The sequence below is a fragment of the Imperialibacter roseus genome (assembly GCF_032999765.1).
GTDB classification, from domain to species: Bacteria; Bacteroidota; Bacteroidia; order Cytophagales; family Cyclobacteriaceae; genus Imperialibacter; species Imperialibacter roseus.
In genome coordinates, this window is the sequence record NZ_CP136051.1 from 4,218,667 (window position 1) to 4,241,956 (window position 23,290).

Here is a 23,290-nt window from a genome sequence, read left to right on the forward strand (position 1 = left end):
ATTATTCGTCCAGCAGCTTTTGCGCCAATTGGGAATACTCTTCGGGATTGTTGATCAAATGCTTTTGATATACCCCAGGATCCCAAATCTCAATGCTGGAACCTACTCCTACCACCATCGCCTCCTTTTCCAGAGAAGCGAATTTCATAAAGGTTTTAGGGATTAGTATTCGGCCAGCACTGTCCATCTCTATCTGGGCAATGCTTCGGAAAAAATTCCGCTTCAAGGCCCTGTTCTCAGGAAGGAATTCGTTGAGCGAAGAAATCTTCGACTGGATCTTTTTGAATTCACCCATTGGGTACAAGATCAGGTTAGGCTCAAATCCCATCCTCAGCACAAGCTCATTCGCCGGCTGACCGGGAGCAGACGCTCCGGGAGCTTCGGGAAGATTGACCTTAATGCGGGCTGGAAGAACCAGCCTGCCCTTGGCATCAATCTTACATTCGAATTCGCTAGTAAAGAATGACATAATGGATTACAGGAAAAACTACAGCAACACTTTCAACAAATGTAATAAAATTATGACACTTCCAACCACTCTCTCCCACTTTCTTACACTTTTCTGCCAAAAAGTAGAAAAATTCCCACTTTTACCCACTATCGACCACACAGTTTACCACCATGCGCATGTAATGAATGGGCGTCAAAGCGATAAAAAAGGCGGGAAACAGAAAATCAAATGCCTATTAACCAACCAGATAAGGCTGTAATAATTGAAATTCCGGAGGAGCAAACGCAGGCTTGTGCCTACTCACGGCCCACGAGAAATGACGAAGAAAGTGGTGGGGGAAAGTGGGAGGCTCCGGCAATCATCGACTAAAAAATTGGCATTTGGCCGTTAACCGATGGTCAATTATTGCGGCAATTCACCGTTACTCTCTTTACCTTGTCACTCCACTATTCGCTGAGCTGATATGAAAAATTTGCTGGTCTTTCTAGTGTTCATCATGGCTTCGGCCGATGCTTTTTCTCAAAAAGTGGTGTTCGTCATTATCGACGGCGTGGAAGCGGAAGTCTTCGAAAGGGTTGCCACTCCCAACTTGGACGCCATCGCCAAAACCGGCGGCTATACCCGTGCGTACGTGGGCGGAGAAAGAGGTGGCTATTCAGAGACGCCGACCATTTCAGCGCCGGGCTACAACAACCTCCTTACCGGCACCTGGGGCAACAAGCACAACGTGTGGGGCAATAGTATCAAAGCGCCCAACTACAACTACTGGTCGGCTTTTAGGTTCTTGGAAGAGCTGGCGCCAGCAAAGGAAACGGCCATCTTTTCGACCTGGCTCGACAACCGCACCAAACTGGTAGGCGAAGGTCTGCAAGCCGCTGGAAATGTGATGATCGATTACCATTTCGATGGCTTTGAACTCGACGAAAAAGCCTTCCCGCACGACAAGGAGAGGCTGTTCATACACAACATCGACGAGCATGTAGTGAACGAAGCCAGCCGCTACATCAAAGAAAAAGGCCCCGACTTTTCGTGGGTTTACCTGGAGTATACCGATGACTTGGGGCACGCCTTTGGCAACAGTGAAACAACGGATGAATCCATCCGCATGGCCGACGACCAGATGGGTAGAATTTGGAAAGCCGTTCAATACCGCCAAAAGGAGAAAGGTGAGGAATGGATGATATTTATTACCACCGACCATGGGCGAAGTGCTGAATCAGGTGGAAAAGACCACGGTGGACAGTCGGATCGGGAGCGGGAAACATGGATTGTAATGGGCAATGGCCAGCCCAATGACTACTTTAAGGACTATCAGAACGGTATTGTGGACATACTGCCGACTGCTTTGCGTTTTATGGACATTCCGGTTCCGAGAGAAAGGGCGTATGAGCTGGACGGTGTTCCGCTGGTGGGGAAAGTGTCCATTGCCCAGCCAAAAACCGACCTGGCAGGCAACAAGCTAAGAGTAAGCTGGGAAGCCATTGACCAGGAAGGAGAGGTGAAAATACTGCTGGCTACCACGAACAACTTTGAAGCCGGTGGAACCGACACTTATACCGAAATAGGGTCAGTGAAAGCAGGTAAAGAAGCCTTTGAAATAGACCTGAAGAAGTACCCTTCCGATTTTTATAAGGTGGTGATTGAGGGGAAGTACAATAGTTTGAATAGGTGGGTGAAGAGGTGATAAGCCTGGGAAGAATGCAGACAGTGTATGGTTTATTCGTCTGAGCTAGCCTCATAATATGCGCATATTATACGTTTACAAACGGATAAATTAGCTTCAATCCCTTTGCTGCCCTATTTTGGAGCAAGTAATTATTGAAAAAATATAAGGTGCATAACACGAACTGGTTCGTGTTATGCAGATGTTAAGTTCGATTGCTTCTTTCTGAGCGTAAAAATCAGCAGTATTTCAAGGTTTCGGGGGTAAGGTCTGTCCTTGTCAGATTAGCAGGCATTTGTGGCATGAAATGAAGCTTCAAGTCTTAGCGGTGAGACCGTGCAAGTAAGAAGGATTCTACTTGTAGACGAGTCGAGATCGTCTCAAAGACTTGATGAAGTTAGCCGTTTTTGACCACAAAGTCAAGCGGATAACTGGCTGGTAATCTGAGCTAATGGGACAGGGATAGTTGGAACTGATCTGCGGAGCGCTGGGCGAAACCTTGCCAAACCTCACAACGAAAAATTCCTTAGCCTCAGCTAAAGAACATAGTGAGGTTCTAAATACTGCCTGATTGGGTTATCAGTGGCCAGAAAGAAGCAACCAGGGTGCAGATGTGTTGACAGATTTGCAGGAACGCATAGCAATACGGGCACCTGAACATAACACACGGCAAAAAACATACATCTTACCTGCATTTCACTATCTTTAAATGGCAAGGAAATGCAGACTGTGTCACTGAAGGTAGATGTACGTTTCTTGCCTCAATGTTGTGTGGCATATGACTGAAGCATGCTATGGAAGCTAATAACATCATAACAATTGCGGGCGGGACTTACGGCGATGTTAAAAAGGCGCTTAAGCAATGGTTAAGAATATATTCAAATGACTTGCCAGAAGATTTCCAACTGCAAATGTTCAAGAACGGACAACGCCAACAAATCATCAAAGCTGACGACAGGTTAGACAACGAAAAGTTCTTCTACTTGGTGAATTATCTAAAATACCCTGAGAATATCAACTATAAAGTAATAGTTGACGGGTTTACAATCGGTAAATTGTTCCCCCAACTTTTAGACCGACAAATACAAGTGTATGTCTCCGAAACGGATTCAAGCGGTGATAATGTACTTGTGGTTACTGCTGGCAATGAAAAGTTCAAGATTGGGTTTGATAATACGATTTGCTCAGCTGACGATAGACGGACATATGCCCCACCTAGCCTAATTCTTGCTGATTTAGGTAATCCAGAGATAATAAAATCAAGCAAGTCGGCTAATATTCTAAAGCAAAAGAAAAACGGCTTTGAGGCCGCAGCTAGCAGAAATAAACTTCTGCTATATCTGGCGATTGGCTTTGTATCCTTGAGCTTTTTGACAGTCAATACATATCGAGAATTTTCAGTTCAGCTAACCTTTGTACTTGGGCTTGGTCTAGTGGCTTGGTTTTTTACAGATTATGAAATGCTTCAGTATGACAAGTTGTTTAGTTACTGCTTGCTAGCTGCCATCGGACTAGCGGTCTATGGGTACTGGATTGAAGGAAAAAATCACATGGTCGATCATAAACTTGTCAAATTTGGGACACTCTATCCAGTCGTATTTTTAGGAACACAGAAACCACTTCGACTAATTTTCTTGCGGCTTTTTAGTGCCGAACCTACTACAGAAAAGCATTTTACCGCATTTTGGCAGCCACTGTACATCTTCTTCCTCGTCATTTTGCCAATGATTACAATAATCCTGCTAACGGTGTAAAGAAAAAAGCCACACAACAAGGGCTAAAAGTGAATGCGGGCTTCAATGGTTGTCATTCGTTTGCTGGCTTGGAATCTCCGCCACAAAACTTAATTTTATCATCGGCGTGGCTAAGTGGTGATGGATGCGGAGCTGCATAAAACCCCCGCACTCACTTTAGCCGGTCGTTGTAGCCAATGGTCTTGCTAACGAAAAAGAAAGCCTTTGCGGATAAATAGCGATAGGAGTAGTAGCCGACAGCCTATGGATCACTAGCCTTGAATACAAAAGATGACTGCGCACAAGATCGACCCTAAATGTTCGGACTGACAAAACGTATACCCATCTATATCAGAATTTTTCGGGACAAGATCGAAGCAAAACGACTTGACAATAGCCAACGAGTCGCACTTTTGACAGACCCACCGATTTCCAACAACAGACTGCTGTTGGCAAACTACGATAGCCTTTTAACAGATCTGAGGGTGATAGTTAACATGCTGAACAGAAGTATGCTCGTAAACAAGTACAAATTCATTTTCCAACTTGTTGACGATGATTTGACTGATGTGTCTCAAATAGAGAAGATGTGCCTCAACGACGCAGGTCTGGCCTGTGGGGCAAATTGGGTCTACATCCTGGACCATTCAGAGGAATTGGGGGATGCGGAATTATCAAAAATCCTTACTGCTAGATAGAGAAATGGCTACAACACAGCGGTAAAAATGAATGTGGGCCACAGCTGTTGTCAAAGGTCAGTTCGCTTGGAATGTCCGTCACAACGCCTATTTTTATCTTCTGCGTGGCAAATGCTAGAGGAAGTGACGTTGCATATCACTCCCACACTCACTTTAGGCAGGCGTTGTGTTTAATTCATGAACAAGAGTAAATCAAATATTGACTCGATTGAAGAGGGAGAAGGTCTAGGAGTTTTAAAATTTGGACTTCAAAGGAGTGATGTAGAATTGCTTTTAGGTAAGCCAGATGAAAAGAAAAATTATTCCTATACAAAGGGCAAGCAAGACTTAACCGAATATTGGAGTTATGACGACCTAGAATTATCCCTTGGCTTTGGACTTGCAATAGAAAACTGGACAAAAAGTTAAGCGCATTTTGAATAGTTAATTTCTCCATATTGTTGTGGAGGAGAGTGTTACAATAACTGTGTCAAGTCATTGATTTAGTAAAAATCGATAACTTGATATAAATGGAAAAAGGAAAATTTGACTATGAGACCTTCAAGAAGAGCGCTACTCAGCGGCTCAAGCAAGGAGACAGCCTGTTAGGCAAAGAAGGTGTCTTCACTCCATTACTTAAGGAATTTCTTGAAGAAGCTCTTTCGGGTGAGCTGGATGCTCATCTGGACGAGGAAGTGCCTAATCGCAAGAATGGTAAGGGCAGTAAGGTTTTGAAAACGAGTCTGGGCAATGTCGAGATAGACACGCCCAGGGATCGCAATGGTACCTTCGATCCAGAGATGGTTCCCAAGCGCCAGCGAACCTTAGGTGTTGACCTGGACAGGCAAATACTAGCCCTGTATGCCCGTGGCGCCAGCTATGGTGATATCAGCGATCATTTACAGGAAATGTATGGCCTAGACGTGTCTACCGCCACCATAAGCCGTGTAACAGACAAGATACTACCTCTGGTGCAAGAGTGGCGCAGCAGGCCTCTGGAGTCGGTCTATCCCTTTGTTTGGCTGGATGCTATTCACTACAAAGTTCGTCATGAAGGCAGGGTACTCAATCGTGCAGTGTATTGTATGATTGGATTGAATCAGGAGGGCTACAAAGAGCTTCTGGGCATGTATATCAATGAAAATGAGGGCTCTAAGTTCTGGTTGCAGGTGCTTACAGATCTGCAGAACCGTGGTGTTGAAGACATCTTCATTGCTAGCATAGATAACCTGACAGGCTTTGCTGATGCCATAGAGTCAATCTTCCCTAATACTGAGGTACAGCTGTGTGTGGTGCATCAAATCCGTAACTCTCAGAAGTACTTGTCCTACAAAGACCTCAAGGCATTTATGAAGGATCTTAAGCCCGTCTATCAGGCTTCCACCAAAGAGTTAGCAGAGAGACAGCTGGATCAGCTAGCTGCTGTCTGGGGCAGCAAATACCCTAAAGTGATCGACTCCTGGAGAAAGAACTGGGCCAGGCTTTCCTGCTACTTCCAATACTCCAAAGAGATCAGGCGTATCATCTATACCACCAATATCATTGAAGGGTTTTACAGACAGATACGCAACGTAACCAAGAGCAAAGGAGCCTTTACTTCTGAAGATGCTTTGATGAAACTGCTGTTCCTGGCTCAGGAGAATATCTGTTCAAAGTGGAACAGACCAGTACACAACTGGAACCAGACTTTAGCTCAACTTTCCATTATCTTTGGAGACAGACTGAAGCTTAATATTTAAAGACTGACACAGTTAATGTAATACTACCTTGTGGAGTTTTATAACCCAGGTACTGATGCTTTCTTTTTCTGTTGTACCAAACCTCAATGAATTCAAACACTTCGTTTTTGGCTTGTAGTATGCTGTTAAAACAGGTGTGTTTGACCATTTCTGATTTTAGAATCTTGAAGAAGTTCTCTGCAACTGCATTATCCCAACAATTGCCCTTTCGACTCATGCTTTGAATCACCCGGTGGCTTTTGAGTTTTTCAGAGAATATGTAGGAAGCATATTGGACACCTTGATCTGAGTGAAAAATGAGGCCGGGAGTAGCTGTTCGATTGATAGTTGCCATCTTCCATGCTGATAAAATCGTATTGTTAGTAGTCATTGAAGTACTTAGTGACCATCCTATGATTTTGCGGTCATACAAATCCATGATGATGGTCAAGTACATCCAGCCCTGAGCTGTTGGAATGTAAGTAATGTCTGACACCCATTTCTGTCCAGGCATGGTAGCATCAAAATCTCTGTTTAAGTGATTTTCAGCTACTGGCAGACTGTGTCTGGAGTTGGTAGTTGCTCCTCTGAACTTCTTACAGATCACACTCCTTATACCCTCAGAACGCATGATTCTAGCTACTCTGGGGCGAGAGATCCTCCAGCCTCTGTCTCGTAGCTCGTTGGCAATCTTTGGGCTACCATATCTCCCCTTACTTTGCTTGTAGAGTATATCTATTTCTTGTTTGATTTTTATTCGCTCTAAAGCTCTTTGAGAAGGAGCTCGGTTCAACCAGTCATAATAACTGCTTCTACTTATTTTGAATACTTTACACATCCTCTCAATACCAAACCTGTAGCTGTTATCCTTTATGAATTGTAATATTTGGTATCTCCCTTGGAGAAGATGCTTACAGCCTTTTTTAGGATGTCTCTTTCAAGTTGAGCTTCTCTGAGTTCCTTTTTCAGCTTGGCAATTTCCTTTTGCTCACTTGTCAGATTGATTTGACCATGACCTGAAAAACTGCCCTCGCCAAATCGCTCAAACTCCCTTCTCCATCGCCCCACCAATTCCCTTCGAACCCCAAGCTCGTCCGCTACATCACTACTGGATTTACCCGCCACACACAGGTTGACGGCCATCTGTTTAAATTCCTTATCAAACTTTCTACGTCGTACTGTCATCGTATAACAAATTTAGCCTTTTGAAGCTTATCATACTGTCCAGATAAATGTAGCAACTCCACTAATCAAAAAATAACGCTTCACAACAAACGCTTCCATGAATGGGGCTTTATCAGTCAAGATACTTTGGTGGTTCTTGAAAGTCCACCACTATTAATAAATTTAAACAAAGAGAAGCTAAGCACTAACGGAAACTAAACCGCATAAAACTCCCACAATCATTTATCGAGGTTAGCAACAAGTAAAATGAAACTCTATCAAAAACTTAAAAATAGAATTGATTGGAATGAACCCGTTGAACTTCAGTTAGAACGTTTAGCAGAGTTTGATCATATCACAAACGAAGAGATTGAAGAGTTAGCTCAAACATGCCATAAGTCAACGGAAACAGGAATTCTTCTTGAGTATTTGGGACATGAAAGGTTAATGCCATATTTACATCTATTCCTTGAATTTCTTCAAGATATGAACTGGCCTGCCGCAGGTGGCGCCTCAAAGATGTTGACGAAAGCTGGGAAAGTCATTATTCCAGAAATAAGAAGGGTTTTTCAAGAAGTCAATAATGACCAAATATGGCATTATTGGATATTGCTCGGGATCGTTCAATATTTTGAAAAAGAACTGATTCTAGAAATGAAAGCGGATTTGATAGAATTAATTTTAAGAGCTGACAAAGATGGTGCTTCAATTCAGGCTCTACGGATTTTAAAAGAGAAACAAATATTATCCTCGGAAGAAGTAGAAAATCGGTATTGTTACTTGCTTAACAAATACAGTGGTGATTTGTATTGGACGAACGATTTAAATGAAGAAATAAAGCCAGTTGCTAACAAAACCTAAACTGTTAGCCAAATGAAAAACGCACCTGCTAACTTTCAAAAAACAAAAGGCGCCAGGATCCCCCACATCTTAGATATGATATCATGATAGTCAATACGTCTACCATTGAAAAGTTTGGAAGCAACATCACGTTGCTTATACTTGCGGTCTTACTTTACAATTGCACAAATGCAGGAAAGATTGATTTTAGTACCGACTATCTTAAAATACAAATCAGCAAGGGAGGCTTTATTACCAGTATGCAAAATATCGGGAAAGAGCCCTACCGGGAATTTAGTCCTCTTGATAAGCCATCACCCTTAATGCAGCTTTACGACGGCAAAAAGAAAGTATATTATGAACCTGTCAGCGCAAATTTCAGTGAGGAAGATCAAGCCATCACACTAAGCTATTCTAATGGTTCGGTCGCTCAAGTCAGCGTGACAGCGCAGGAAAAGTATTTGAAATTTACGCTTCAGTCCCTTGCACCACGCAACGGAATTGATGGCATTCAATGGGGGCCCTATCATACGAATATCACGAACCTGTTTGGGGAAATTATTGGCGTTGCCAGAGACACGAGCGAGACGGTCAATTATGCCATTGGTGTGCTTGCCCTCGACGACAATACCCTGGGTGGCACTTCTGAATCAATAGCCGACGCAGCACCCTTTCAGTACATCATCCATTCTCCCGATCCGGAGCTTTCCCCCCTCCCCGACTCATTGCATGAAGGACAAATTTTTACCCTGGGAGGAAACGGAATCAGCGATGTCGCCTTTTACGCACACAAGGAACCGTACTATAGAATAATGTATGGCAACTCTGCACTCGTCGACGAAAAGGGAAGGATTTCCATTAACTACCACTCCAGGGACAGAACATTTGAAAGAGAAGTATACTATTCACTCATACCGAATATGGCAGCCAACACGCCAAACCATCTGGAAGTCCAGCCATTGCCGGGGGTCGATTATATAGGCTCATCCATTGCTTTGTGGGGCAGCCCCGACAGCACTGCATTGATGGATGTGATTCAGGACATTGTGTTGCAGGAAGGCTTGCCGTATCCCACAATCAACGGGAAATGGGTGAAAGATCCGACCGCTTTCGTGCCCGATGCTTTTACCAGCGGTAACTTGAATGACAGTATCATATCGTACACATCGAGGTTAGGCTTTACGACAATCAGTTTGTACGACCAGGGATTTTTAAAGCCAGACAGAGGAAACGATGGCTATATCGACGGGAAAAATTTTGAGCACAAACCAATAAAACTAACTTCCGGCAACAAATCTCACAAGGAGTTTTCCGAGATGGCGGCAAAGTATGGAATTAGCATTGGAAGGACTCCTATCACCAATTCGCTGGCTCCCGGAACTAAAGACGCCAGTCCCATGCCGAGTGATAGTTTGTGCTATCAACAGATGTGTTTGCTGGCAAAAAGCATCAGTCCCACCGACACCGTGATTATCGTGGACGATCCAACCCATCTCGAGGAAATTGCCAGCTGGGAAGGGCATGCCAAAAACCTGAACATGATAAAAATAGGCAAGGAATTGATCTATTATCTCGGTGTTTCCGAAGAAGAACCCTACAGGCTTCTGAATGTAAAACGTGGGTACTGGGAAACCATGGCTACGAGTCACCCATCCAACGACACCATTTATAAGCTTCAGGTGACGCTGAATTATGGTTATGATGGTTTGATCCCCAATATGCAGCTTCAGGACAAAATTGCCGAATACTACGCAGACGTTTGTTTTATCAACGGTTTAGGCTACTATGATTTCGACGGACAGGAGTTTCTGTTTAACAACGGCCATGGCTACTACTCGGCGAAGCGCTTTTTTCGCAAGATGTTCGAAAGGGCTGCAACTCTTGGCATTCCCCCTATTCGTTTTACAGGGGCCACATTGTCAGAAGGCTCATGGCATTATCAAAGTATCTGGAATGTTGGTGGTGGAAAAAACCTGTATGATGTCGACACCAGAGAATGGGGCAGCACTACGAGCCAAGGAAAAGACCTGCGGGACGTTACGTACGCTAACTTTTTCCCGGTGGGTATGGGGGTCAATTTCCCTATTAATTCCCAATCAACGGTGGAACAGTACGAACATATACAAGCTATTTCTGTTGGTGTTGGAACGACATACAGCCTGGTTCTGAATCAGAAAGATGTTGAAAGCTGCCCTCAAAAAGAGGCTGTTTTCAAAGTAATAAGAACATGGGAAGATGCCCGTGCCGCCAATGCATTTCCCCGGAGCGTGAAAAAACTATTGGCTGACCCAGAAAGAAACTGGACTCTACAGGAAGCCGAAAACGAAGACAGCTGGGTGCTACATGAATTAAAAGACGGTAAAACAAACAAGACGTTCGTTTTGCACGGCGATGAGAGCCACCAGGCTCACTAAAAAGCATGTGTAATTCCTGCGTGGTGGGCATAAGATGATTATTGAGGTAGCTATCGGTTTAGAAAAATCGACAACTCAATATAAATTGAAAACGGAATGACTGCCTATCGGCGGACAGAGTTGAGTGCCAGTGCGAGAGCAACTGCCATAGCCCCCATCCACAATCCAGCCACTGGCAGCCATGCATCTGGTGAAATTGTTTAAATTTGACTGAATCAGCATACACTGGGTGTGTATGAAAAAGAGCAATCACACATTTAAAAGAATTGAAAAATGAATAAATCGTCGGATGTCGCCAATTATAGCCTGAGACAAATGATCGTTGGCATGACAATCATTGCCATGACTCTGTTCGCTGGATGCACTTCACTGCCCGAAATCCAATTTCCGGTGAAAGTAGGTGTGAAGCCAGAAAGTATCACGAAAGGATTCAACGGCAACTACTATGTTTCCGTAATGAATGGTAGTGAAGCTGGCGACGGTGAAATAGTTGAAATTTCCAAAAGCGGTGTAAAGGTTTTTGCGACAGGTTTTGATGAGCCCAAAGGCATTGTCTACATAGGGGATCGTTTGTACTTTTCGGATTTGACCCGCATCTGGCAAGTCGACAAAGAGGGTACTGCAAGCATCTTTGTTGACAAAGAAAGTTTCCCTTACGAAGTGCTGTACTTAAATGACGTTGCCGTAGATGCAGAGGGAAAAGGTATCTATGTAGTGGACATGGGAGCAACGAAATACATGCGTGATGAAAACAATAAGCTATGGCCGCTCGATAGCGAACAAGCTAAACTGATCCCTCAATTGGGGCGTATTTATCATGTTGATTTGGGAGGTCAGGTATCGGTAGCACAAGACACTTCTCCATTAATGTTGAACCCAAATGGTGTGGGCGTTGACAACAATGGCGACATCATGGTAGGAGCGTTTTTCCTTGGCAATTTTTTGGTGAAGCGGGATGGCGAATTAACGCCCCTGAAAGGTCAATTTAGAGGTGCCGATGCAGTAGAGCAAGACAGCAATGGCGATTATTACATCAGTAGTTGGGCATTGGGCACAGTTTGGAAAATAGATGGTCAAACTGAAGAATCAATGGTATTGATTGATGGGCTACAGTCGGCTGCAGACTTTTATTTGGAAGAAGACAAAGGACGATTGCTTGTTCCTGATATGATGGCAGGCACAATATATGCGGTAGATATCAATAGGTAAAAGCCATTTTTTGAAGCCTCATAGGTCGGTAGGAAAAAAGCTAAGCTCTTTGGAACGAGGCCAACCCCTTGTTCCAAAGAGCATTCTTCAAACACTGACGAAGCCCCATAAACTGGGTCAGGATGCCCAATACCGTAGACAGTTTATCTATTTGCACGTGGTGTAAAACTCAGGCAGGCTCATTCTCCCCAAGCCTGTTTTTTCAGCGTTTGAAGCATCATGGTTTTGGCCTCTCGTGTGATAAACACTTTTCACCAAGCCTTTATCACACGAGGCAGCCTAAGAGAAGTTAATACGCCAATGATTTAGAAATTGGTAAGGAGTTTCCAGCCTACGCCAATTTACTGGTCACTTCCCAGTTTTTGCCGTAAGAAAGCTATTTACGTCCAGCCAGTGTATAAAGGCGTCAAACCAGCGGTTGCTGGTTCGGTTGGGATTCCCAAGACCGAAACCATGTCCACCATTCTGATAAAGGTGAAACTCGACAGGAATGCCCGCTTTGTACCAGGAGTCGATCACACCAAATTGACCACGGAAAAGGAAGTCATCAGTGGCGATGACACTGAACATTGGCGGAGCACTTTCCGGCACCTCCACAGGGCCCATGCCGCCATAAATCGGGCCAATAAAGGCCAGTCTCATGGTCTTGGAGTTAAGCGTGGAATGCATCGTGAGGCCGGCACCCGCCGAGAAGCCGATCATGCCTATCCTGTTAGTATCGACCCCCCATTCCCTGGCTCGTTTCACGATCATGGCATAGGCGGCTTCGGCATCCTCAAGCTGATTGGAAAGGTCTTGCTGTGGTGGGCGGGCAGGCGCCGCTTCACCTGAAGCGTCGGAAGATGCAGCGGGGGCCGGGCGGGGGCGGTTCATCCAGGCTGTAAATTCTTCTAATGATTCAGGAGTAGGATGAAGCCGGTACTTGAGCACAAAAGCAGCAATTCCCTGCTTGGCAAGTGCCTCTGCCACTTCCCAGCCCTCGTTACCCATAGATAGCCACCTGAAGCCTCCACCTGGTGCTACAATCACAGCGGCGCCGTTAGCTTTGCCCGGTTCGGGCAGGAAAGGCGTGAGCGTGGCTGTGGTGATGTTCCGGGCCATGGGGTCGCCCCACTGGCGGAACCAGGTTTCCTTGGCAGGTTGATCGTCAACACGGCCGGTACCGAGAAGAATAGCTTTCGGCTCAGCCGGAGCTTCAAGTGGGTAGATAGTGCCGTCCTGCGCTGTAGCCGATACTACTATAAAGAGTAAGGCAGATGAAATGACTGTTTTCGTCCGATTTAAATGTTTGGTAAGCATAATGTGTAGTTAGTAGGTATAAAATATATTGTTCACCAGGCGGACAAGTCCACCGGCTTGAAGATCAGCTGAGAAAACAGGTACAGGCCATTTTTCCACACCTTAAAATCATGAACGCCTGGCTCGATATAGTAGATGTGCGGAACAGCATGCTGCACCAGGTAGTCGTGCGTTCTTTCGCTGAAACTAATTAAGTCGTCTTTGTCGCCGCAGGAAATCCAAAGCAGCTTCAGTTTGGCTTTCGCAGCCTCCGGATCAGGCACCAGCACTTCTGGCGCTTTGGTGTTTGGCGCCGACGAAAATCCACCCACCCAGGCAAATTTATCCAAATTGCCCAGTCCAAAATTCAATGATTGGCCACCTCCCATCGAGAGTCCGGCTATGGCCCGGTGCTCCCGGTCAGTTAGCACAGGATAATTTTTTTCCACAAACGGAATGAGATCTTTGAGAAGGTCTTTTTCAAAGGTGGCAAACGCCTCCACCCTGGCCGGTTCAAACACATTACCCCCGGCACGGTCGTCTTTCATGGCCCGGCCGTTGGGCATCACCACAATCATAGGCTCCACTTTCTTGTCTTTGTAGAGGTTGTCCAAAATTACCTGAGGGCTCCCGCCATTCAACCACTCCTTTTCGTCACCGCCAATGCCATGCAGTAGATACAAAACAGGGTACTTTTTCTTTTTTGAGTATCCTGGCGGCGTATAAATCAACATCCGCCGGTCGTTACCCACCGTTTTTGAGGGGTACATGACAGAATCAATTTTCCCATGCGGTATGGATGCCTGTATTGCATCAAAGCCAGCCGGAACCTGTTTGATAGTTTCCTGTGCAACGGCACAACGGCAAAGGACTAATATTGCGAAGAGAATCACTGGTTGTTTCATGAAGTAGGTTTAACTGTTCACTTTTTATACATAGGATGCCTTCCGCTCATTTTTCAGCAACCATGTTATACAATTGGCCTTTCTGAGTAGGCAGATCGTACAAAATCGTAGCCCGCAGCTGCGGTGGCAACACCTCAACCTTAGAAGAGATGATCGGTGTTAAAATCTCATCTATTTGATAAAACAGATTTTCATTTTTTCCTGATGCCTGCGCCAGCAAATTCCCATCCGACAACTTTAAAGCATTTGGCACACGCAGGCGAAGGTTGCCGCCAAGGTTCGACTGAACGACCAGCTTCACCAGCTTCCCCTCCTTCCACTGCATGTCCACAATTTCAAAGCCTCCTCTTGCCCGTAATCCGCTGACACTTCCGCTTGGCCAAACGTCTGGAAGGGCAGGCAAAAGGTGCACTGATCCGTCGGCACTTTGCATCAGCATCTCCGCAATACCAGACGTGCATCCAAAATTGCCGTCGATTTGGAAGGGTGGATGCGCATCAAAAAGGTTGTTGTAAGAACCTCCCCCACCGTTGTTGGTGCCCACTGGTGTGAGCTGATTTTGGATTAGTTGATACGCATGATTGCCATCCAGTAATCTCGCCCACCAGTTCACCTTCCAGCCCATGCTCCAGCCTGTAGAAATATCCCCACGATGGATCAGAGTGGTGGTAGCGGCATTGTACAATTCGGGCGTGCGGTAGGGAGAAATCTGGTTCGACGGATACAATCCGTACAAATGGGAAATATGGCGATGCTTGTCGTTCGGATCGTCGATGTCTTCCAGCCATTCCTGCAGTTGTCCATGCTGCCCCACATGCATAGGTGCCAGCCTGCTCCGCACCTGCCTGAGTGTGTCAACAAATGCTGCATCTTTTCCTAAAATATCAGCGGCCTGCATCGTCGAACTGAATACGTCGAACATGATTTGGTTGGTCATCGTTGTTCCGACATCCAGTGACGAACCCTGGTGTGCCAGCGGAGCATTCTCCGGCGACATGTCAGGATTCACCACCAGCCAGTGATATTCAGGATGCTCGACCACAAAGTCTACGTAAAATGTTGCAGCACCCTTCATGGCGGGATAGACAGTGGCCAGGTACTTCTTGTCTCCATTGTAGAGATAGTGTTCCCAAAGGTGCTGGCTTGTCCAGCCGCCACCAGACACCCACATTCCCCAAAAGGCAGCATCGACCGCCCCGGTGGTGCGCCAGATATCGGTATTGTGATGAGCCATCCAGCCACGGGCGCCGTACATCACCTTTGCCGTTTCCTTGCCTGTTTCCGACAGCTCCTTTACCATTTGCAGGAAAGGTTCGTGCAGTTCGGCCAGGTTGGTCTTTTCCGCCGGCCAGTAGTTCATTTCGGCATTGATGTTAATCGTGTATTTGCTGTCCCATGGTGGCTTCATTTTGTTGTTCCATATGCCTTGAAGGTTGGCCGGCTGACCGCCAGGCTGCGAAGACGATATCAGCAAGTAGCGCCCGTATTGAAAGTAGAGGCTTGCGAATTGCGGGTCGCTTGCCGTGCTGAAGTTTTTCAAGCGTTCATCAGTGGGCAACTCAGCAGCTTCTGTAGTACCCAGATCAAGTTTCACCCTGTTAAAATAAGCTTGGTAAGCTTTCACATGACCTTTCAGTATTGAATCGAACGACTTTGGATAAGCTGCCTTCATGTAAGAGCTGGCTCGTTGATTTTCATCACCACTGATGTCTTTGTAGCTGTTGAAGTTAGAAGCTATGGAAATGTAAATGGTGGCGGCGTCTGCCTCGGTCACTATTAGCGACGTATCATCTTGTGATAAGCTGCCTCCGTCGGCTTTGATACTGGTTATGCCTTTGAACTTGACTTTGCCTTCTACTCCTTCATGGTCAATGGTGGTGCCGGCAATTGCCAGCTCCTTGTCTGGTGTTGTTTGAATGGTCGCTTTCGGCTGGAGGGTGGAATAGGAAGCTTTGAATGAAATACTCCTGGGTTTGTCGGCTGTCAGCCGAATCACAATCACCCTGTCGGGAAAAGAGGCCAGCACTTCTCGTGTATAGGTAACACCTCCCACCCTATAAGACGTTTTCGCAACGGCTCTTTCCAGGTCTAGCTCACGATAATAATTAGTGAAGTTTTCGTGCCCCTCGAAGGTCAGATGCAGGTTACCCACCGGCTCAAACATTTGCCCATGCGATTTTTTGCTAATAATAGTTTTGTTGGCCAGCTGCTCTGCCTCCTTTTGCTTGCCTTCAAAAATGAGACGACGTATTTCGGGAAGAGCATCAAGTGCCAACGGATTGTCATTTCTGTTCGGGCCTCCGCTCCATACCGTGTGTTCGTTGAGTTGGATCGTCTCCTTCTCCACATTACCATACACCATGGCTCCAAGTCGGCCGTTTCCTACAGGGAGGGCATTTTCCCAGGTATCACCAGAGGGGCTTTTGTACCAAAGTTTAAGCCCCGCATCCTGAGCGAAGCCGGAGGAAAAAACCAAAGCGAGGACAATAGTCAATACTTTTTTCATAGGGTGCCAGTTGAATTTCTGCGCAAAAAAAAAACCACGTGCGTGAGTCGCTTATGATTATTAGTGTCAAATTAACACTTTTTTTCTTTTGGCGAAGAAGATGGCGTGGGAACCTCTTATTTTTGAAAGTATTTTCTGCTGATTGTCAGGAACGCTGCCCGAGGGATGGAGGTCGGATAACAACCTGAAAAGGTTGGTGAGGAAGCAATATTGATAATAAAAGCGTAACATCCACTTCAGGGACGATGCACTAACTTTGACAGGTGCCCAGGGATAATTTGTTTCGATACCTAACCAACTTCCTCTATGAAACGTCAACTTCCTCATTTTAAAATAATACGCTACGGCCTTGTCGTGGCCATTTGTCTATCGGCGGGCACAGGCTTTACCGAATTGGCCGCCCAACCCTCCATAGCAAAAGGGACAGTCTATGTGGACGCTAATGAGAATGGCGTTTTCGATACTGGTGAAACAGGCATTGAGGGAGTGAAAGTTTCGAACGGAGTAGACGTGGTGAAAACCAACGCCGAAGGCCAGTACGAAATTGAGCTGCCAGCGGAGAGCATCCTGTTCATTTCGAAGCCTGCCAACTATCGGGTGCCGCTCAATGAAGTGCAACTGCCCCAATTTTATTACCGCCATTATCCAAAAGGCACACCCGCTGTAGCTGACTGGAAATGGTCGGTCATTGAGCCCACCGGCAACCTGCCTAAAGTGATCAATTTCCCCCTTCTGGAAGGCTCCGTGCCTGACAATTTCAAAGCGATGGGCTTTGCCGATCCGCAAACCACCACCGACGAGGAACTCGACATGATGCGTAAAGACATCATCGATGCGCTTTTCGGCAACCCGTATGGGGCTGAATTTGGAATGGTCGCCGGAGACGTAGTGAATGACAACCTTGAGCTCTACGAACGCCACAATAGGCTGATGTCACAAATAGGTGTCCCCATGTGGAACGTGCCTGGCAACCACGACATCAACCGTGAGTCGCCAAACTATGAATACTCTACTCAGACCTACCGAAGTGTGTTTGGCCCAGACTACTATTCATTCGAATATGGCCAGGTGCATTTTCTGGCACTGAACAATATCGGTTTCAAGGGGCGAGGCAAAGGATACGAAGGACATATTGATGCCGACCAGATGGAATGGATCAAAAACGACCTGCAAGACGTAGCCACCGACAAGCTGATCATGGTAATCACCCACATTCCACTGCTGACCTACGCCGACAACCGAACCTTTCAAAAAGCCACCAACACCGATAATTTCAAAGAGCTGTTAGGCATCCTCGGCCGCTTTCAGTATGTGTACACCATTGCCGGCCATGATACCAGCAATAGCTGGAAAGTGGAGATCAATCACACCCATGGCTGGAAGGGTTATCCTTTCATCGCCCACACACTGGCGGAGGTAAGGGGAAGCGGCTGGGATTCAGGCCCAAGAGATGAGCGGGGTGTGCGACAGGCCACCATGGAAGACGGCAATCCCAACGGTTACTATATCTTCTATTTTGAAGGCAACAAGGTGAAACCCCAGTTTATTCCGGCAGGCGGCGACCCAACCGACAGGCTGAGAATTATGCTGGACCCTCAGCTTTCCCACTCCGACAGTTTATCACAAACTCATCCTCTCGGGCTTGACCGTGGAACGCAACCAGACAATATGTTACTGGTGGTCAACTTCTTTGATGGCGGCGAGCGTGACAAAGTCACCGTGTCGCTGGATGACCAGCCCCCCCTGCCGATGACTTACGCCGAGCGCACGGACCCTTTTTCCGAACATCAATACCAAAAATACAAAGACACAGACGACGCCTTCCCTGCCCCTGCCATCTCCTCCCATATCTGGCAGTATCCACTCCCTAAGCTGGCTCCGGGCATTCACGTGGCTGTTGTAAAGGCTGTGGATGAGTTTGGTTTTGAAGATGAGGAGGCTTTCACTTTTGAGATTACGAATGACAAATAATGGATATCTACGATGTTCTTGTCGGTTTATGAGGCAGAAACCAGGGTGGCACTAGCTAACTTTCTGAGTAGAAATAGCTTATATTTGAGACAAATGACCAGACAAGGTATCAATACTGCCATTGTAGATTATCTCAGCCCCTATAAGCCGGAGTGGATTGGTCTTTTTGGGTCCTATGCAAGAAACGAGGATACCGATAGCAGCGATATTGACATACTGGTTCGATTTAAGAAAACGCCAAGTCTTCTGGATCTTGCCCGCATTCACAGGGAACTATCTCAATTGTTAAGCAAGAAGGTTGACGTCCTCACAGAAGCCGCCCTCAAGAACGAGAAGCTAAAAAAATCGATCTATAAAGACCTACAGCTAATCTTCAAATGAAAGATGAAAGTGTCTATATCGACCACATTCTTCAAAGCATCCAAAGAATCCTTATTTAAATTGACGGAAAAGATCAGCATTCATTTGACGAAGACTTCTTAACTCAAGATGCCATCGTCCGCCAACTAGAAATAATTGGTGAAGCCACAAAGAGGATATCGAAAGAATACAGATCAAAATTCCCAAACATTCCATGGTCAGACATGGCTGGAATGAGAGACGTGCTGATCCACGATTACATAGATGTCGACCTGAATGTGGTGTGGAAAACCGCTTCTGAGGATATCCCGACCCTCAACAAACTACTGAAAGGTTTGAAAGAGTAGCGCTGGTGGCAAAACTTTTTCTCGCTAATACCTACTTTCCACCCCCTAACTACAACCGTTTTCTCTTCCCAAGGGCTCACTGGAAAATAAATCTATCGAAAAAATTCCGCAACTACTTAATTGCATATATACTTGCAATCATATAGTTGCATATTGACACTCATGGAAACGAGAAGAGACGTATTTCAGGCCGTAGCAGACCCAACACGCAGGGCTATCTTACTGTTGATAGCTGCCCAGGCAATGACGCCCAATGCCATCGCAGAAGAGTTCAGTTCCAGCAGACAGGCAGTATCGAAGCACATTCAAATTCTTACCGAGTGTGAGCTGGTGAAACAAGAAAAGACGGGCAGGGAGATTTATTACCATATCAACGCAACCAAAATCACCGAAATCACCGACTGGGTGGAACAGTTCAAAAACAACCTGGAGATTCAATTCAGTCAGCTGGATAATGTTTTATCGATACTTAAAAACCAAAAAAAATGAACACCAACTTACCGCTCGATTTTACTGTAGACAAGGAAGCCAAAAAGGTCTACATCAAAAGAGAATTTGATGCCGAATTGTCGCTGGTTTGGGATGCGTTTACGAAAGCAGAAATCCTCGACCAGTGGGTAGCTCCTAAACCGTTCACCGCCAGAACCAAAGTGATGGATTTCAAAGTAGGTGGGCGAAGATTCTATGCCATGGTCAGCCCTGAAGGACACGAAAAATGGGCCATTCAGAAGTTCACTGCCATCAACCCGAAAACCCATTTCGCCACTTACAATACCTTCGCCGACAAAGACGAAAACGCTGAAATGCCGGGTTCCGAATGGGACTATAAGTTTAGCGGGCTTGGGGAGCGAACGGTGGTAAGCATCACTATCTATAACGAGTCCCGTGAGCGCATGGAACGGATGGTTGAAATGGGCTTTGCAGAAGGATTCAAGATGTCGATAGACAATCTGGATAAGGTATTGGCTGGTTTACAGCAAAAAGGATAGAAGATGAAAACCCCAGCGACTAAAGTTGAAATAGCTGCTCCAATCAGGGGCAATTGAAACGGAAATTGAAAGAAAATACCTATCATTAACTGCGAAAATCAAAACACCATGACAAATTCATCTTCAAAACGGGATCGAATAATTTTTTGGATAGCGACGGGGCTTTTCAGCGCCTTCATGTTGTCATCAGCCATCCCCAACATCATGTCCACGCCGGAGTGGGTTGATATTTTTAAAATGCTTGGGTATCCACCCTACATGTTGCCCTTCATAGGGGTTGCAAAACTTTTGGGGGTGATCGCCATACTCGTCCCTGGCTTTCCAAGGATCAAAGAATGGGCCTATGCTGGCCTTTTCTTCGATTTAGCTGGGGCAGTGTATAGCGGACTCTCTGTAGGTGGCTTTGATCCGCAAATGCTTGTGATGCTGGTGCCTTTCGGGTTGGGAACCTTATCGTACGTTTACCATCACAAACTAACTGCTAAGTAAGCAGCAGGCTTTGAAGTGGCGGATCTGTCATTTGCGATCTAACCGTTCCCAATACAACCAGAGTGAATTTTGGGACAGAAAGTTTCCGTGACATTGTTTGTTAAGCAAGCAACTCAACAGGCTTCCGCTACTAATTGAAATCGCTAATGAAAAATCGAGTATTGCATCACCCCTCCCCCAGCCCCGGAGCAGCCTTCACCTCCACAGCCATCACCCCATCTCCCATTTTAAAGGCCACCTGGCTCAATCCGCTTTGGGTTAGTCCATTTCGCAAAGTGTGCAGCACCATGGCCTTACCCTGGGGTGTGGCAAACACCTGATCCATGGTATTGACCCGGCCGTAAGGGATGTCGGCGATAAGGAAGGCGGAGCATAGCTGATCAATGCCAAACAACGAAAAAGCGCTCTCAAGCATGGGCTTTAGCAACTCCCTGTTTTTCACCCTGGCGGCGTTGGTGGCGAATTCCGGCTTTATCGCCAGGCCTGCTAGATCAAGGATGCTGCAAAGCGACTTAAATTGCTTATCCGATCCAACAGCGATCATGAGCCACTGACCATCAGCCGCTTTAAAGATATTGCCATAAGGCACAATATTGGGATGCTCCGAGCCCATGCGCTGCGGCACCTGCCCAGCTACGAGCCAGTTAGTAGCCTGGTTGACCAGGGAGGAAATAGCGGCCTCTATTAAAGACACGGTGACATAACTCCCTTCGCCAGTTCGCATCCTTTTGATCAGAGCCAGCAGCAAGCCTTCCTTTAAATGATGGCCGGCCAGTACGTCAGTCAGCGCCACGGGCATTTTTTGCGGCTTGCCGTCCTTTTCCCCGTTCAGGAAGACAAACCCGCTCTCCGCCTGCACAATGGCGTCGTAGCCTACCCTATTCTCTTCAGCACCAAAGCCGGTAATGTGCCCATAAATAAGATCAGGCTTAAACGCCTTCAAATCAACATAGCTAACCCCCAGCTTTTCCGCATCGCCCGGTTTGTAGCTTGCAATAACAATGTCGGCTGTTTTCACCAGGTCATAAAGCCTTTCAAGGTCTTCTCTCTTCTTCAAGTTGAGCAGCACCGACTTCTTTCCAGCATTCACAGACATGAAGTACGCCGACATATCCGAATCGGAAGCCTCAGAGGCCAGCTTCCAGCTGCGGGTGACGTCGCCGCCAGTTTCCGGATTTTCTATTTTAATCACCTCGGCGCCCAATTCTGCAAAAAACTGCCCTACACTAGGGCCTGCCAACACTGAGGCCAGCTCAATAACTTTGAGGTCGGAAAAGATTGCTGTACTTTGCACGTTATGAGTAGAAATAAGACAATGGCAAAGATAGACAGGTTTTTGAGCATACTTATGATAGCGCTTTTTTCTTGCCTGGCGGCATATGCCCAGCCACAGGAAGGCATTTGGAGGGGTACGCTCGACATGCAGGGTATGCAGCTGCCTTTCAACTTTGAAATGAAGCTGGAGGATAATATTTGGAGGGTGTATTTGCTAAATGCTGAGGAGCGGCTGCTCATCAGAGACAGCAAAGTGAAGCAAGATTCCATTTACCTTCCGATGAACCTTTTCGATTCCTATATTGTCGCTGCTTTTCAGGGTGACCACCTGGAAGGGGTCTTTGTAAAAAACTACTCAGAAGACTACAAAGAAACCTTCAAAGCTGACTATGGTCTTGAGTACCGCTTTTTTCCAGACAGCGATGAGCCGGTCACCGACTTTTCGGGCAGGTGGGCCATCAATTTTACCTCGGAGGACGACAGCATTACTTCCATTGGGCTTTTTAAGCAGGAAGCCAACCGCATATGGGGCACCATCCTTACTGCCACCGGGGATTTCCGCTATTTGCAGGGTAATGTAAAAGGAAAAAACCTCTACCTCAGCACTTTCGACGGTGCACACGACTTCATCTTTCAGGCCAGCCTGCTGGGGCCCGGCAAGCTGGTCGGACTTTGGCTATATGGCAAAAATTATAAAGAGGGCTGGTCTGCCACAAAGGATGCCTCCGCCGAAATCCCTGATTTTACCAACGTCGCCTACAGTAAAAAAGACCAGCCATTTGAGTTTTCTTTGAAAGGACTGGACGGGAGAACAATTACCCACAATGACCCCGCACTGAAAGGCAAACCCATCCTTTTGCAAATATTTGGCACCTGGTGCTCCAATAGCATGGACTTGTCAAACTTTATCGATGATTGGCTCCAGGCCCATCCTGATGCCAGGTTTGAATGGGTAGGCCTGAGCTTTGAAACCAGAGACGACCTGCCTTATGCCAGAGAACGCCTGGAAAACTGGCGAACATTTATGACGTCAGATGCAAAATTAGCTTTCGGCGGCAAAGCGGACAAAGCTTCTGCTTCCATGATGTTTCCTACCCTCAGCCGGGTAAATGCCTATCCTACCCTCATCATTTTGGACAAAGATCACAAGCCTGTGAGAACCTATGGCTTTTTCAACGGACCTGCCACGGGAGAGTACTACGAAGTCTTCAAAGAAGACTTTGAGGCGATTGTTCAAAGCGTGCTGGAAAATCGCTGACAAAAGTCACACTGACGGGACGGAGGTTGTCATGGTTTGAGGT

At 46.3% G+C, this 23,290-nt stretch carries 22 protein-coding genes and 1 pseudogene; 16 read left to right on the forward strand and 7 right to left on the reverse strand.

The genetic code is table 11. The features are described from left to right. Position 1: 1 nt before the first annotated feature. Complete coding sequence (mraZ, locus tag RT717_RS17690; protein WP_152000733.1) at positions 2-469, reverse strand: division/cell wall cluster transcriptional repressor MraZ; 468 nt, start codon at positions 467-469, stop codon at positions 2-4. Between the two features lie 210 nt (positions 470-679). On the opposite strand from mraZ, the gene RT717_RS17695 reads away from it, so the two are divergent. The 6 genes from RT717_RS17695 (at position 680) to RT717_RS17720 (ending at position 6,263) form a co-directional block, all read left to right on the forward strand. Continuing rightward, entirely contained in the window at positions 680-820 is a 141-nt protein-coding gene (locus tag RT717_RS17695; RefSeq protein ID WP_317487716.1) for a hypothetical protein, read from the forward strand. Between the two features lie 94 nt (positions 821-914). Next, positions 915-2,135, forward strand: a complete 1,221-nt coding sequence (locus RT717_RS17700) for an alkaline phosphatase family protein (protein ID WP_317487717.1) — start codon at positions 915-917, stop codon at positions 2,133-2,135. Positions 2,136-2,908: 773 nt separating this feature from the next. Next, the gene (locus tag RT717_RS17705; protein WP_317487718.1) at positions 2,909-3,868 is read left to right on the forward strand and encodes a hypothetical protein; all 960 of its coding nucleotides are present in this window, start codon (positions 2,909-2,911) and stop codon (positions 3,866-3,868) included. A gap of 296 nt (positions 3,869-4,164) precedes the next feature. Then, positions 4,165-4,545, forward strand: a complete 381-nt coding sequence (locus RT717_RS17710; RefSeq protein ID WP_317487719.1) for a hypothetical protein — start codon at positions 4,165-4,167, stop codon at positions 4,543-4,545. A 177-nt stretch (positions 4,546-4,722) separates the two neighbouring features. After that, the gene (locus RT717_RS17715; protein WP_317487720.1) at positions 4,723-4,953 is read left to right on the forward strand and encodes a hypothetical protein; all 231 of its coding nucleotides are present in this window, start codon (positions 4,723-4,725) and stop codon (positions 4,951-4,953) included. Between the two features lie 101 nt (positions 4,954-5,054). Then, on the forward strand, positions 5,055-6,263 hold the full coding sequence (locus tag RT717_RS17720; protein ID WP_317487721.1) for an IS256 family transposase: 1,209 nt from the start codon (positions 5,055-5,057) through the stop codon (positions 6,261-6,263). On the opposite strand, the gene RT717_RS17725 is transcribed toward RT717_RS17720, so the two are convergent. Both RT717_RS17725 and RT717_RS17730 read right to left on the reverse strand, forming a co-directional pair. Continuing rightward, positions 6,253-7,128 carry an IS3 family transposase gene (locus RT717_RS17725; RefSeq protein ID WP_317492366.1) on the reverse strand — a complete coding sequence of 292 codons (876 nt, stop codon included), beginning with the start codon at positions 7,126-7,128 and terminating at the stop codon, positions 6,253-6,255. The genes RT717_RS17720 and RT717_RS17725 overlap by 11 nt on opposite strands. Beyond that, positions 7,113-7,427 carry a transposase gene (locus RT717_RS17730; RefSeq protein WP_317487722.1) on the reverse strand — a complete coding sequence of 105 codons (315 nt, stop codon included), beginning with the start codon at positions 7,425-7,427 and terminating at the stop codon, positions 7,113-7,115. Before RT717_RS17730 ends, RT717_RS17725 begins: the two co-directional genes overlap by 16 nt. Positions 7,428-7,673: 246 nt before the next feature. On the opposite strand from RT717_RS17730, the gene RT717_RS17735 reads away from it, so the two are divergent. From RT717_RS17735 to RT717_RS17745, 3 genes are all read left to right on the forward strand, one after another. Then, positions 7,674-8,267 carry a DUF5071 domain-containing protein gene (locus tag RT717_RS17735; protein ID WP_317487723.1) on the forward strand — a complete coding sequence of 198 codons (594 nt, stop codon included), beginning with the start codon at positions 7,674-7,676 and terminating at the stop codon, positions 8,265-8,267. Positions 8,268-8,350: 83 nt separating this feature from the next. Continuing rightward, positions 8,351-10,660: a hypothetical protein gene (locus tag RT717_RS17740; protein WP_317487724.1), complete on the forward strand. Its 2,310-nt coding sequence runs from the start codon at positions 8,351-8,353 to the stop codon at positions 10,658-10,660. A gap of 273 nt (positions 10,661-10,933) precedes the next feature. Beyond that, positions 10,934-11,869: an SMP-30/gluconolactonase/LRE family protein gene (locus tag RT717_RS17745; protein ID WP_317487725.1), complete on the forward strand. Its 936-nt coding sequence runs from the start codon at positions 10,934-10,936 to the stop codon at positions 11,867-11,869. 348 nt (positions 11,870-12,217) lie between these two features. Here RT717_RS17745 and RT717_RS17750 read toward each other — a convergent pair whose 3' ends face one another. The 3 genes and pseudogenes from RT717_RS17750 to RT717_RS17760 form a co-directional block, all read right to left on the reverse strand. Continuing rightward, positions 12,218-13,168, reverse strand: a complete 951-nt coding sequence (locus RT717_RS17750) for an alpha/beta hydrolase (RefSeq protein ID WP_317487726.1) — start codon at positions 13,166-13,168, stop codon at positions 12,218-12,220. Between the two features lie 38 nt (positions 13,169-13,206). Further along, positions 13,207-14,052, reverse strand: a pseudogene (locus RT717_RS17755) (alpha/beta hydrolase); the annotation flags it as partial. A gap of 46 nt (positions 14,053-14,098) precedes the next feature. Then, positions 14,099-16,558 carry a glycoside hydrolase family 95 protein gene (locus RT717_RS17760; RefSeq protein WP_317487727.1) on the reverse strand — a complete coding sequence of 820 codons (2,460 nt, stop codon included), beginning with the start codon at positions 16,556-16,558 and terminating at the stop codon, positions 14,099-14,101. Positions 16,559-16,864: 306 nt separating this feature from the next. Between RT717_RS17760 and RT717_RS17765 the strand changes: the two genes are divergently transcribed. The 6 genes from RT717_RS17765 to RT717_RS17790 all read left to right on the forward strand — a co-directional run bounded on the left by RT717_RS17765 (position 16,865) and on the right by RT717_RS17790 (position 20,714). Beyond that, on the forward strand, positions 16,865-18,529 hold the full coding sequence (locus RT717_RS17765; RefSeq protein ID WP_317487728.1) for a calcineurin-like phosphoesterase family protein: 1,665 nt from the start codon (positions 16,865-16,867) through the stop codon (positions 18,527-18,529). A 93-nt stretch (positions 18,530-18,622) separates the two neighbouring features. After that, positions 18,623-18,910 (forward strand): nucleotidyltransferase family protein, encoded by a 288-nt coding sequence (locus RT717_RS17770; protein ID WP_317487729.1) that lies wholly within the window; start codon positions 18,623-18,625, stop codon positions 18,908-18,910. A gap of 59 nt (positions 18,911-18,969) precedes the next feature. Beyond that, entirely contained in the window at positions 18,970-19,236 is a 267-nt protein-coding gene (locus RT717_RS17775; RefSeq protein WP_317492367.1) for a HepT-like ribonuclease domain-containing protein, read from the forward strand. Positions 19,237-19,398: 162 nt separating this feature from the next. Then, positions 19,399-19,725, forward strand: coding sequence for an ArsR/SmtB family transcription factor (locus tag RT717_RS17780; protein ID WP_317487730.1), 327 nt, complete (start codon positions 19,399-19,401; stop codon positions 19,723-19,725). Beyond that, a complete protein-coding gene (locus tag RT717_RS17785; RefSeq protein WP_317487731.1) occupies positions 19,722-20,225 on the forward strand; it encodes an SRPBCC family protein in 504 nt (167 codons plus the stop codon). The genes RT717_RS17780 and RT717_RS17785 overlap by 4 nt, the downstream gene beginning before the upstream one ends. Positions 20,226-20,333: 108 nt before the next feature. Further along, positions 20,334-20,714, forward strand: coding sequence for a DoxX family protein (locus RT717_RS17790; RefSeq protein WP_317487732.1), 381 nt, complete (start codon positions 20,334-20,336; stop codon positions 20,712-20,714). 166 nt (positions 20,715-20,880) lie between these two features. Here the strand turns inward: RT717_RS17790 and RT717_RS17795 are convergent, their stop codons facing one another. After that, positions 20,881-22,008: a CaiB/BaiF CoA transferase family protein gene (locus tag RT717_RS17795; RefSeq protein WP_317487733.1), complete on the reverse strand. Its 1,128-nt coding sequence runs from the start codon at positions 22,006-22,008 to the stop codon at positions 20,881-20,883. Between the two features lie 21 nt (positions 22,009-22,029). On the opposite strand from RT717_RS17795, the gene RT717_RS17800 reads away from it, so the two are divergent. Further along, positions 22,030-23,247, forward strand: a complete 1,218-nt coding sequence (locus tag RT717_RS17800) for a TlpA family protein disulfide reductase (RefSeq protein WP_317487734.1) — start codon at positions 22,030-22,032, stop codon at positions 23,245-23,247. Positions 23,248-23,290 lie beyond the last annotated feature (43 nt).

Excerpts from the sequence above, each read along its gene's own strand:
- mraZ (WP_152000733.1), bottom strand. The coding sequence starts at position 469 with ATGTCATTCTTTACTAGCGAATTCGAATGTAAGATTGATGCCAAGGGC.
- RT717_RS17695 (WP_317487716.1), top strand. The coding sequence starts at position 680 with ATGCCTATTAACCAACCAGATAAGGCTGTAATAATTGAAATTCCGGAG.
- RT717_RS17700 (WP_317487717.1), top strand. The coding sequence starts at position 915 with ATGAAAAATTTGCTGGTCTTTCTAGTGTTCATCATGGCTTCGGCCGAT.
- RT717_RS17705 (WP_317487718.1), top strand. The coding sequence starts at position 2,909 with ATGGAAGCTAATAACATCATAACAATTGCGGGCGGGACTTACGGCGAT.
- RT717_RS17710 (WP_317487719.1), top strand. The coding sequence starts at position 4,165 with ATGTTCGGACTGACAAAACGTATACCCATCTATATCAGAATTTTTCGG.
- RT717_RS17715 (WP_317487720.1), top strand. The coding sequence starts at position 4,723 with ATGAACAAGAGTAAATCAAATATTGACTCGATTGAAGAGGGAGAAGGT.
- RT717_RS17720 (WP_317487721.1), top strand. The coding sequence starts at position 5,055 with ATGGAAAAAGGAAAATTTGACTATGAGACCTTCAAGAAGAGCGCTACT.
- RT717_RS17730 (WP_317487722.1), bottom strand. The coding sequence starts at position 7,427 with ATGACAGTACGACGTAGAAAGTTTGATAAGGAATTTAAACAGATGGCC.
- RT717_RS17735 (WP_317487723.1), top strand. The coding sequence starts at position 7,674 with ATGAAACTCTATCAAAAACTTAAAAATAGAATTGATTGGAATGAACCC.
- RT717_RS17740 (WP_317487724.1), top strand. The coding sequence starts at position 8,351 with ATGATAGTCAATACGTCTACCATTGAAAAGTTTGGAAGCAACATCACG.
- RT717_RS17745 (WP_317487725.1), top strand. The coding sequence starts at position 10,934 with ATGAATAAATCGTCGGATGTCGCCAATTATAGCCTGAGACAAATGATC.
- RT717_RS17750 (WP_317487726.1), bottom strand. The coding sequence starts at position 13,168 with ATGCTTACCAAACATTTAAATCGGACGAAAACAGTCATTTCATCTGCC.
- RT717_RS17760 (WP_317487727.1), bottom strand. The coding sequence starts at position 16,558 with ATGAAAAAAGTATTGACTATTGTCCTCGCTTTGGTTTTTTCCTCCGGC.
- RT717_RS17765 (WP_317487728.1), top strand. The coding sequence starts at position 16,865 with ATGAAACGTCAACTTCCTCATTTTAAAATAATACGCTACGGCCTTGTC.
- RT717_RS17770 (WP_317487729.1), top strand. The coding sequence starts at position 18,623 with ATGACCAGACAAGGTATCAATACTGCCATTGTAGATTATCTCAGCCCC.
- RT717_RS17780 (WP_317487730.1), top strand. The coding sequence starts at position 19,399 with ATGGAAACGAGAAGAGACGTATTTCAGGCCGTAGCAGACCCAACACGC.
- RT717_RS17785 (WP_317487731.1), top strand. The coding sequence starts at position 19,722 with ATGAACACCAACTTACCGCTCGATTTTACTGTAGACAAGGAAGCCAAA.
- RT717_RS17790 (WP_317487732.1), top strand. The coding sequence starts at position 20,334 with ATGACAAATTCATCTTCAAAACGGGATCGAATAATTTTTTGGATAGCG.
- RT717_RS17800 (WP_317487734.1), top strand. The coding sequence starts at position 22,030 with ATGGCAAAGATAGACAGGTTTTTGAGCATACTTATGATAGCGCTTTTT.